An 11,493-nucleotide genomic window follows, 5' to 3' on the forward strand; every position below is an offset into this window, starting at 1 on the left:
TCGGGGCTGGCCGTGTGACCAGCCGCTACCATGGCGCCCCAACCAGCCAAGAAAGGGGAGGCCATGCGCTTCGAGGGGACGCTGACGCGGTGGAACGATGACCGGGGTTTTGGCTTCATCACGCCTACCCCTGCGGGCCAGGATGTGTTTGTGCACATCTCTGCATTTGCGCGCGACGGCCTGCGGCCGCAACTGAATGAAGCGCTGAGTTTCGAGATCTCGCTGAACAAGGATGGCAAGAAGCAGGCGGTTCGGGTGCGCCGTGACCGGCCCGCCCCGGTTTCGCCTACCGCTGCCCCGCCCCGTGCGCGCCGCGACATCGGCCGCGAGTCCCCTGAATCCAGAGGGCTGCCCACACGCATCGTTGTCTTTGTGGTGGCCTGCGCGCTTCTGGCTGGGGCCTACTGGCACTTTGACCGGCGTACGCAGCGAGCTGCTGCGGCCCGTTCAGAAGCGGCGGCGCAGGCTCTGGAGGCACCACAGCAGCGCGCCCCCGCCGCCCCGGCGCAAACATTGACCACCTTGTATCGCTGTGACGGTCGCCAATACTGCTCGCAGATGACATCTTGCTCCGAGGCCAAGTTCTTCCTGCAGAACTGCCCTGGGACCAAGATGGACGGGAACGGCGACGGCGTTCCCTGTGAGCAGCAGTGGTGCACCCATCCGCTTGCAAAGTAGCTCGCTTGCCAAGGCCGTTTGGCTGCTGTACCCCCAACACTGGCATGATCGAGGGCTTTGTCGTCTCTCATTTGCCCCCGAACTGCACCGCCATGACCGACTCCGTGTCCGCACAAGAACAACCCCAAACCGCACCCGTAGCGCCTGCCGCTCCCCAGGCAGCGCCTGTGCCGACCGAGGCTGCTGCGGTCGCTGTGGCGGCCTCTGAACCTGCTGCGTTGGCCGAAGCCGGCGCGCCCCAGCGGCGCCAGGACGGCTCGCGCCGGGGTGGCCGCAACCGCCGCAAACCCGAAGGGCGCCAGGCGCCGCAGGGCCGTGCAAGCGCCGACGGTGCGGCAGACGCTGCAGCGCCCGCAGGTGGCCCGGGCGCAGGCACGCGCGCGCCGCAGCGCGTGCACCCCGCGCTGGAGCAGCTGGCAGGGCTCTACCCCCACCTGTTTGGCGCCGTGTTCCGTCCGCTCAAGCGCGGCATCTTCCAAGACATCCTGGCGGCCCACCCCGAGCTGTTCGAGCGCGAGGCGCTCAAGGTGGCGCTGGGCCTGCACACCCGCTCCACGCGCTATCTGCAAAGCGTGGCGGCAGGCGATAAGCGCCACGACCTGCAGGGCCAGCCTGTGGAAGACATGGCCCCCGAGCATGTGCACCATGCGCTGCTGGAGGTCTACCGCCGCAAGAAGGCGCGCGCTACCGAAGACCTGCTGCCCAAGCTGCGCAACCGCATGATGGCTGCGTTCGAGGCCTCGGGCCTCACGCGCGAGGCATATACCCAACTGGTGTTGAGCCGCGACGAAGCCGCCAACGCCATCCTCGAAGAAGCCTTTGCCGAATGGTCGGCCCGCAGCGCCAAGGATGAAGCCTTGCTGCGCGCCTTTGAGGCCAGCGGCCAGACCCTGGACGCCTTTGCCGATATGTACGGCATGGTGCCCCGCACGGTGGGGCAGCAGCTGGAGCGCGCCCGTCGGCGGGCGGCTGCTGCGGCTTCTGCAACGGCTGCGGTATCTGCTGCTCCCGCCGTGGAGCCTGGCGACTCCGCCGCCGCAGCCTGACCGGCCCGTGCTGAGCTGAGCGGGGGGCGGCACAACGCTCCCTCTGCCCTCGCTGGTCATGGCGTGCTGGCAGCGGCTTCCGTCATCTTCTCGTCGGCCGAGATGGGGCCCTGCGGCGTGGCTCCGTCTGCGTCGGCGCGTGTCACGGCTTGTTGCAATGCCGAAGACAGGCTACTGACACCATGTTGTCAGCAGCCGGGCTGCACCATGCCGGGCCCGACACAGAGAGGAGCTTGACCATGACAACAACCCCCACCATGACCTCGGTTGCCGCGTTTCATGTCACTGGACTGACGGTACGCACCCGCAACCGCGACGAGATGGACCCCGCCACCGCCCGCATTGGAGGTCTCTGGGACCGCTTTTTCAGCCAGAGCTGGGAGCGCAACCTGCCCGGCCGTGGTGAGGATGGCCGCATCTTCGGCGTCTACAGCGACTACGAATCCGACGAACACGGCGCCTTTGATGTCACTGCTGGCGTGGCTGTGCCACCGCCCGTCACCTCGGTGCCAGGGGCTGTGCAGATCGCGGTGCAGGCGGGCGACTATCTGGTGTTCCACGGCCACGGCACAATGCCGCAGATGGTGATCGATGCCTGGGGCGAGGTCTGGCGCTACTTTGTGGCCCACCCGCAAGTGCCACGGCGCTTTGGCACCGATTTCGAGCTGTATGAAGGCCCGGACCGCGTGGCCATCCATATCGGCATCGCCCCCAGTGCGCCCCGCGCATGACCTGAACGAACCAGGAGCCTCCATGAACACATCTTCTGCCGCCCTGACGTTCTACACCCACCCCATGTCCCGAGGCCGTACCGCGCGCTGGATGCTGGAAGAGTGTGGTGTGCCCTACGACACCGTGCTGCTTGAATACGGCACCACCATGAAGGCTCCCGACTACCTGGCCATCAACCCCATGGGCAAGGTGCCTGCACTGCGGCACGGACAGGTGGTGGTCACCGAGGTGGCGGCCATCTGCGCCTACCTGGCCGACCTGTTCCCCGACAAATCGTTGGCGCCCCCTGTGGGCACGCCTGCACGCGCTGCGTATTACCGCTGGCTGTTCTTTTGCGCCGGTCCGCTGGAGAGCGCCGCCACCGCCAAGGCGCTGAACCTGCTGGCACCCGCCGAACGGGCGGCCATGGTGGGCTACGGCAGCTACGCCGATGTGATGAACACCCTGGAGCAAGCCGTGAGCCAGGGCCCGCATCTGTGCGGCGACCACTTCACGGCCGTCGACCTGTATGTGGGCGCGCACCTGATCTGGGGCATGCAGTTCGGCACCATCGAACGCCGCCCCGCGTTCGAGCAGTTTGTGCAGCCGTTCAGGCAGCGCCCCGCGTTTGTGCGCGCCTCCCAGATCGACGACGCGCTGGCGCAGCAGAGCAAAGGCCATGGCTGAGTTCTGCGTCCTGACACTGCCCATCTGGACGGCTGCAGCTCGCCCCGGGGGGCACGCTCATGCGCCGCGCTGACCGCCTGTTCCAGATCGTCCAGCTCATCCGGGGGCGGCGCCTGTCCACCGCCGCCTTCCTGGCCGAGCGGCTTGAAGTCTCTGCCCGCACCATCTACCGCGATGTGGCGGACCTCCAGCACCAGGGCGTGCCCATTGAGGGCGAAGCCGGTGTGGGCTACCGCCTGGGCGCGGGCTTCGATCTGCCGCCGCTGATGTTCAGCCAGGGTGAAGCCAATGCGCTGGTAGCTGCCGCCCGTCTGGCCCAAACCTGGCTGGATGCCGGGCTGGCCCGAGAGGTGGAAGGCGCCCTGGGCAAGATCCTGTCCGTGCTGCCCCCCGCCGCGCGCGTCGCGGCCGAGGCCCAGGCCCTGTATGCCCCGCCCGTCGGCCTGGACCCGCGCGCCCAGGCCACCCTGCAAGCCCTGCGCGAGGCCGTGCACAGCCGCCACGTGGTGCAAGTGGACTACGCCGACGTCAACGGCCGCCCCAGCCTGCGCCGCCTGCGCCCGCTGGGCTGCTTTTACTGGGGCAAGGTCTGGACACTGTCGGCCTGGTGCGAGCTGCGCAATGACTTTCGGGGTTTTCGCATCGACCGCATTTCTTCCATCACCGTGCTGGACGAGCAGTTCCGGCAGGAGCCCGGCAAGACCCTGGCGGACTTGCTGCGCAAGGTGGAGGGGGAGATGGAGGGGAGAGCGGTGGAGGGGGGTGATCCTCAAGCGGCGCCGTCGGCAATGGCCTGATGCCGTGCCTCCAATCGTTTTCGATGCCGAGCTCAGCCTTGGCAGAAATGTCGTGGCAAAGCGCCTCGCGGTGATCCTGATGGGCGGCCTGCTGCAAATGACATGAACCTTGTTTCAAAAAGAGTTGGACAGGAGTTGTTCATTACCACAGGTGCCTTTGCCGATTTTCTTTCTGTTGCAAGATGTCTTGAAGATTCCTGATTGGTAACCGAAGTTACTTTTTGCGTTAATTTCGCCGTATTAACGGCGCCTTCTGTCAAAAGAAAATACCTGCCTGCAGCTATCATCCGCCGCACTTTGCACTCATCGGTCGGACAGTCTGCAGCACATGAAACGTCGCGTCACCATTCAAACGCCTCTGGGCGACCAGCTCAAATTCAGGCAACTCCAGGGTATCGAAGAGATCAGCCAACTCTTCACCCTGGACGTGGACTTGCTGAGTGAGAGCAAAAGTGTGGATCCCAAGGCGTTGTTAGGCAAAAACGCCACCATCGTTGTAGAAACGGAGGGCGGTGGCACCCGCCATATCGACGGCATCGTCACCCGGTTTGGCATGCAGGGGCAGGACCATCGCATGTACTCCTACCGGGCGCGGCTCAGCCCCTGGCTCTGGCTGGCAACCCGTAAAAGCGATTTCAAGATATTTCAGAACAAAACTGTTCCAGAAATCATTGAAGAAGTTCTGGGTAAATATGGTTATCCCCTCGATAAAAAGCTGACGCGTAGTTATCGTGCCTGGGATTATTGCGTTCAATACAACGAAACTGATTGCCAGTTTGTTTCTCGCCTCATGGAGCATGAGGGTATTTATTATTACCACCAGCATTCAGCAGGACAACACACGCTCAAGCTGGCGGACGACATTGTGGCGTCGCACAGCCCTTTGCCAGACGCAGCCTCAATCCCCTTTTATCCCCCTGAAAAAGCTGCCATCGCTGATCGCGAAAGCATCTATGCGTGGGAGTTGGCGGAGGAAATCAAACCGGGTCGGCATTACAACGACGACTACGACTTTAAGAAGCCCAAGGCAGATTTGTCGAACATGCGCAAAGATCCCCCGGGTCACGCGCATGACAGCCACGAGATCTACGAGTGGCCCGGTGGCTATACCGAATATGGAGATGGCGAGGCGTATGTGAAGGTGCGCCTCCAGGAGAACCTGACTCGCCAAAGCGTCGTACAAGGTAAATCCAGCTGCCGCGCGCTCACCCCCGGCTACACCTTCAACCTGGAAAACTACCCGCGCGAAGACCAGAACCAGCAGTACCTCATCACCTCGGTGCAATACCATTTTCAGGAGAACCCTGAGGTCAGCAGCGTAGCCAAGCCCACGCCTAAAACCACCAAGGATGAGGTGGGGTCCATTCAACGGTTTGTGCTGAAGGCGCAACCCACCAGTTTGCCGTTCACCCCACCCCGGGTCACGCCCAAGCCCCGTAGCCAGGGCCCCCAGACGGCTGTGGTGGTGGGCCCGCCTGGTGAGGAAATCTGGACCGACAAATACGGACGTGTGAAGGTGCAGTTCCACTGGGACCGCATTGGCTCCATGGACGAGAACTCCAGCTGTTGGATCCGAGTGTCGCACCCGTGGGCGGGCATGAAGTACGGCGGTATCTTCACGCCGCGCATCGGCCAGGAAGTCATCGTGGACTTCCTCAACGGCGACCCCGACTATCCCATCATCACTGGCCGCGTCTACAACGCAGACCAGATGCCACCGTGGGAGCTGCCCAAGCACAAGACGCAGTCCGGCTTCCAGACGAACTGGAGCAAAGGCGGCGGCGGCAAGCACATGCTGCGGTTTGAGGACCAAAAGGGCATCGAGCACATCGAGCTCTCCACCGACCATGGCAATACGCACCTGCACATGGGTTACCTGATGAACCAGAGCACCGAGGCCAAGCGCAGCTATGGCTTTGAGCTGCGCACCAATGAGTGGGGTGCCATCCGGGCGGACAAGGGGCTGCTGATCACGACGTATACGCAGGATTTCAAGCAGAAGCTGGCGCACGACAACCCGGACGGCTTCGACGGCCTGGGTGAAGGCCTGGCCAACACGGCTTCGCTGATGGAGGAAGCAGGCGAGGCCGTCACGGCCATGAACGGTGCCATCGAGGCCATCAATGGCCTCAAGACATCGCACATGATGGAGCTGAGTTCGGGAATCGCCGCGATGACCGGCGGCAAGGCTGCCATGGCCACCTTGTCGAAAGCGGCAGCTGCCATTGCTGCGCTCGCCGGCGACGGAGGAGGGGGTGGTGCAGGGGCGGAAACGCTCATGCCCACGAATACCGACCCGGCGATGCCACAGTCGCAGGCGCTGCGAGAGCTGTCCAAGGACATCAGCAAGCCGGTGGTTTCCATCGTGAGCCCCGAAGGGCATTCGATGATCAGCCCCAAGCCCATCGTGATCAGTTCGGGGCAGAGCGCCTCCATGCATGCCAAGCAGCACATCACGCTGTCCAGCGGCGCGCAGCTCACCCAACTGGCCAAGAGCGGCATGCTGACCCACGTGTCCGAAGGTGGTCAGCGCAACACCGTGTCCAAGGGCGACATCGCTTCGGAAGCCCAGACGGGCAACATGAACCTCACCGCCCAGCAGAACATCACCCTGGCTTCCAAGCAGGACACCGCCACCGTCGTCGGTGACCAGAACGTGAACATCCAGGCCACGAAGGATTCCGTGCTGGTGAAGGCGGCCAAGCACATCAGGTTGCAGGCGGGCGAGAGCATTACGCTGACCATCGGTGAGGGAGAGGGCGTCGCTTCGCTCAAGCTCACCGACAAAGGCGAAGTCGTCATCAAGGGCAAGAACGGTCTGATCAAACTGAGCGAGTTGCTGGACGTTCACGGGGCGCCCATCCAGCTCAACTGCTGAATCACCCCCCTACGCAGCGTACCTTTTCGCCAGCACGACAGCCATCTCCACCAAAGAACCTTCGCATGCAATTCCACCTCAACGAAGGCAGCTTCACGCTGCCCGACGGCCTTCGGGACAACAGCATGAACATGCTGCTGACGGGCCACAGTGGCCTCGATCTGAGCCTGATCATCACCCGGGACAGGCTTGAGCCTGGCGAATCCTTCGAGGCCTTCGTCGACCGCCAGATCAAGGCGGTGACACTGCAGGTCAGCAAGTTTTCCATCCAGGAAAAACACGCGCAGAAGGCTCCCGACAGGGACGACACCATTGCCGTGGAACTTGCCCAGCAGTTCACGCAGAACGGCCAGGTCATTCACCAGCGGCAACGCACGTGGCTGCTGCCCGACGCCGCCAGCGTGCTGGTGCTCACGGCGGCGTCTGCCGCGCCCATCACCGACGCGCAGAAGAATGCCTGGCTGGCCATCTGCGCAAGCTTCCAGCCGCGCCACTGAACCAGGCAGCGCCGGGTTGCGAGCCCGCGTCCCGGCAGTCGCTCCGACGCGCATCGACGGACCTCGGCACTCGTTGGCGCCGCAGTTCCCCGTAGCGCAACCCGGCAGCCGCCTCACCCCTCGTTCCACGACCCCCTTCGCCCATGAGTCAGTTTCCACCCGCGGCCCGACTGGGCGACCCCATTGCCCACAGCAATGCCAACGCACGCCTGCTGGCCAAGGTGGTTGGCATAGCCGCAGGCGCTGCCGCGCTTGGTGCGCTGTGCGCTGGAACCATCGCGGCCGGGGTGACTGCGGGTGTTGCAGCCGTCGGCACCGTGGTCACGGGCGGGCTGGCGGCGCCGATCCTCGCGGGAGCCGTCGTGCTGACCGGAGCGCTGGCCACCCTCGCTGTCAGCATGGCGGGGGGCGCTATCGGAGAAAAAATTGCCGATTGGCTGGTCCCTGAAACCTGGGATGTGACCGGGGCCATCAAGACCGGCTCACCCGATGTGTTCGTCAACAGCATTCCCGCTGCGCGGGCCACCAACGCGGTACCGCTGGACGAAGTGGTTTGCGGCAAGCACACCATCACGCCCGTCAACCTGATCGCGCAGGGCGCTGCGGTCGGACCCAAGCAGACCGTCATCAATGAAGCCCTGGCTGCCCGCAAGGGCGACAAGGTCGTGTGCGGGGCCACCATTCATGCAGGCTCGCCCAACGTCTTTATTGGCGGGGCTCCTGAGGCGGTGCGTGACTACGACGACGAGGTCAATTCACTGCTGCGGGCGGCACTATTCATTGCGGAGGCCCGAAATCTCCTGAAGAACATCAAATGTCTCTGGAAGCTGGTCAAGGATCCGAAGGCGCTCGTCAAAAACGCGGAATGCATGTTGAAGGCTGCGCAAGCCGCAGGCTCAGCGGCCATGACCGTGCCGGCCATCCTGGGCAACCCTGTGCACATCGCCACGGGCGCCAAGCTCCTGGCCGATGGGAGCGATCTGGATTTCGTGCTGCCAGGCGTGCTGCCCGTGGCGTGGCAGCGCATCTACAACAGCCTGGACGAGCGCAGCGACGGCCCGCTGGGCCGCGGCTGGAGCACACCTTACACGGTGCAGCTGCACCTGGACCACGATCCGCAGGGCCGGCCCGCCGTCACCTACTACGACGCAGATGGGCGCGACATACAGTTCACCCGCCCGGCGCCGGGGCAAGGCCTGTTCAGCGTCGCTGAGGGGATCGGCGTGCTGTGCAGTGAAGGCGGTGACTACGTCGTCGTCACAGCCGAAGGCATGTACCAATGGTTCGGCCAGGCGCCCGCCGGGAGCGTGGGTGATGCTGCGGCGGTGGGCGTATTGCACCTGCAGCGCATCGAGGACCGCAACGGCAATTACCACGCGCTGCGCTACGGTGACCACGGTGTGCTCACCCATGTGGCGGACAGCGCAGGCCGGCTCCTGGAGTTTCTGTATGTTCCGGGCACTGACCGGCTTCAGCAGATTCATCTGCGCGTGGGCGCCGATGGCGAGGCTGCGCAGGCGCTGGTGAACTACTGCTACGACGCCGCAGGCCAACTGGCCGAAGTGAGAGACCGCGCAGGGCAGACGACGCGCAGGTTTACCTATGCAAATGGCCGCATGGCGAGCCACCAGCTGCCCGGTGGCTTGCTGTGCAGCTACGAATGGCAGGAGTTTGCCCAAGGCATCGGCAATCGCCCTGGCCCCCATGCGCGCGTGGTGCGGCACTGGACGGACGACGGCGAAGCGTATGCCTTTGAATACGGCCTGCATGGCGACGGCAGCGGCAGCACCCAGGTCACCGACGGCCTGGGCCGCTGTCAGCAGTGGCACTGGAATACCGACCACGAAATCACCCGCCACACGGACGCTCTGGGCCACACCACCACGCAGGTGTGGGGCACCACCAAACAGCTGCTGGGCCATACGGATCCGCTGGGGCGATCCACCACGTACACCTACGACGACGCTGGCAACCTCACCGCAGAAACGGACGCCCTCGGACGCACGCACCGCCAGCGCTGGAGCCCCGGCCCGGCCAGCCTGCTGGTCGCGACGGAAGACCCTGGCGGCGGAACCTGGCGCTACCAGTACGACGACCACGGCAATCTGGTGGCGGAGACCGACCCTCTGGGCCACGTGACCCGCTACGCGAACGACGACCGAGGCCTGCCCGTTCTGGTGACCGATGCCCACGGCGGGCGCAAGCAGCTGCGCTGGGATGCCAGGGGCCTGCTGACCGCCTACACCGATTGCAGCGGCAAGACCACCCGTTACACGTACGACGCGCAGGGCCACCTTCACCAGGAAATCGACGCCCTGGGCCAGTCCACCGTTTTCGAGCGCGACCCGCTGGGCAGGCTGTTGCAGCTGACCCTGCCGGACGGCGCGCAGCAGCAGTACCACTACGACGCGGCGGGCCAGTGCGTGATCGCCACCGATGCGCTGGGCCATACCACCAGCTACAGCTACAACCAGCGCGGCCAGCTGACTGGGCGCTCCAAAGCGGTTGGCGCACTCACCAGCAACATCCAGCTGGGGTATGACGCGGCACGGCGCTTGTCGGCGCTGGTCAATGAAAACCGCCAGGCGTACCGGTTCGCTTACGACGCGGTGGACCGCCTGGTGGCCGAGACCCGCATCGACGGCACCCGGCAAGTGCTGCACTACGATGCAGCCCACCAGGTCGTCGGCGTGACCGAACACCCCATGCCCCAGGGCCAGGGCGACGCCGTGCCGGGCCACGCCGAGGTGCAGCCCATCCACACCCAGTTGGTGCGCGATGCTGCGGGCCAGCTGGTTCAGAAGAACGTCTACACACCCGGTGCGGCCGCGCAGGCTGGCGCAGCCGCAACGCAGGCGCCGCCCGAGCTGCAAGCCCGGATCGACTATGCATACAGCCCCACCGGCGACTTGTTGACGGCGCAACACAGCACGCCGCTGGGCGAAGTTGTTGCACAGCACACCTGGCAATACGACGCTTTGGGCCAGGTACTGCAGGAAACCGCAGGGCACGCCGTGCAAGGTCAGCAGCGCAGCAGCGCGCTGCACCACCAATACGACGCATTGGGCAACCGCATCGGCACCAGGCTGCCGGACGGACGCGCGCTGAACCACCTGTACTACGGCAGCGGCCACCTGCACCAGATCAATTTGGACGGTGCCGTCCTGGCCGACATCGAGCGCGACGACCTGCACCGCGAGGTGCTGCGCACGCAAGGCCGCCTGGCCAGCCGTTTTGCCTACGACCCGGTTGGTCGCAAAGCGGCGGCCTGGGTGCGGCCAGCCATGCTGCGGGTAGGGCGCGGCATCGGCACCGACCCAGGTGTCGATGGCCCGTGGAGCCCCTACAGCGCAGACTGGAGCCAGCGCTTGCAGCAGCGGCACAACGCCGAAGACGTGCTGCTCAAACGCTACAGCTACGACGGGAACGGAGAACTCACCAGCGTGGAGCACAGCCAGCAGGGGCATACCCTGCACCGCTACGACCAGGGCGGGCGCATCACGCAGACGCTGTCGAACCAGCCCGAGCGCAACGAACACTTCCACTACGACCTGGCGGGTAACCGCATCAGCGCGCTGGAGGAAAGCAGCCTCAGCAACCAGGGACGAGGCTGGGTGCAAAACAACCGCGTCAAGGTGCTGCAGGACAAGCGCTACGACTACGACGGCTTCGGTAGGCTGATCAGAAAACGCATAGGCAGCCACACGGAGCAGCACTACCGCTACGACCACCAGCACAGGCTGACCCAGGTGGCGGTGGTGCGGGCGGGCAAAGACGGTCAGCCGCAAAGCCAAGTCTTCAGCTACCAGTACGACGCACTGGGCAGGCGCATCGCCAAGACTGACAGCTTTGGCACCACGCACTTCACCTGGGACGGAATGCGGCTGCTGCAGGAAAGCCGGGGCGGGCACACGAGCACCTACGTCTACGAGCCGGGCAGCTACGTGCCCCTGGCGCGCATCGACGGAAGTGGCGGCATAGAGCCACACGCTGCGGCTGCGCATGCGCTGGGCGGAGGATCAGACAGTGCACAAGGCAAGCCAGCCAGCGTGCCCACGACCAACCCGGGCTGGAGCGACCGGTTCAACGTGGGGGCGGCGGCGAACGACGGGCCCACCGATGGCTTGGCCAGAGCGGACGCAAAGACCACAGCCGCAGCCGCAGCCGCAACTCCAGCGGCGCAGGCAGCGCAGGTGTAT

Annotated in this window: 8 protein-coding genes; all 8 read left to right on the top strand. The window is 64.8% G+C overall.

Annotated elements, in window-relative coordinates:
* The first annotated feature begins 30 nt into the window (after positions 1-30).
* Positions 31-678: a cold shock domain-containing protein gene (locus tag N4G42_RS01395; RefSeq protein WP_260665885.1), complete on the top strand. Its 648-nt coding sequence runs from the start codon at positions 31-33 to the stop codon at positions 676-678.
* 92 nt (positions 679-770) lie between these two features.
* On the top strand, positions 771-1,724 hold the full coding sequence (locus N4G42_RS01400; protein ID WP_260665886.1) for a ProQ/FINO family protein: 954 nt from the start codon (positions 771-773) through the stop codon (positions 1,722-1,724).
* 239 nt (positions 1,725-1,963) lie between these two features.
* Positions 1,964-2,455, top strand: a complete 492-nt coding sequence (locus tag N4G42_RS01405; RefSeq protein WP_260665887.1) for a GyrI-like domain-containing protein — start codon at positions 1,964-1,966, stop codon at positions 2,453-2,455.
* A 22-nt stretch (positions 2,456-2,477) separates the two neighbouring features.
* Complete coding sequence (locus N4G42_RS01410) at positions 2,478-3,122, top strand: glutathione S-transferase family protein (RefSeq protein WP_056742202.1); 645 nt, start codon at positions 2,478-2,480, stop codon at positions 3,120-3,122.
* A 59-nt stretch (positions 3,123-3,181) separates the two neighbouring features.
* Entirely contained in the window at positions 3,182-3,919 is a 738-nt protein-coding gene (locus tag N4G42_RS01415; protein WP_056057237.1) for a helix-turn-helix transcriptional regulator, read from the top strand.
* A gap of 328 nt (positions 3,920-4,247) precedes the next feature.
* The gene (locus tag N4G42_RS01420) at positions 4,248-6,797 is read left to right on the top strand and encodes a type VI secretion system tip protein VgrG (RefSeq protein ID WP_260665888.1); all 2,550 of its coding nucleotides are present in this window, start codon (positions 4,248-4,250) and stop codon (positions 6,795-6,797) included.
* Between the two features lie 65 nt (positions 6,798-6,862).
* Positions 6,863-7,294, top strand: coding sequence for a DcrB-related protein (locus N4G42_RS01425; RefSeq protein ID WP_056057242.1), 432 nt, complete (start codon positions 6,863-6,865; stop codon positions 7,292-7,294).
* 143 nt (positions 7,295-7,437) lie between these two features.
* The coding region (locus N4G42_RS01430) for a DUF6531 domain-containing protein (protein ID WP_260665889.1) at positions 7,438-11,493 on the top strand (4,056 nt) is incomplete at its 3' end.

Source organism: Acidovorax sp. K2F (genome assembly GCF_025246485.1).
GTDB lineage: Bacteria > Pseudomonadota > Gammaproteobacteria > Burkholderiales > Burkholderiaceae_C > Acidovorax > Acidovorax delafieldii.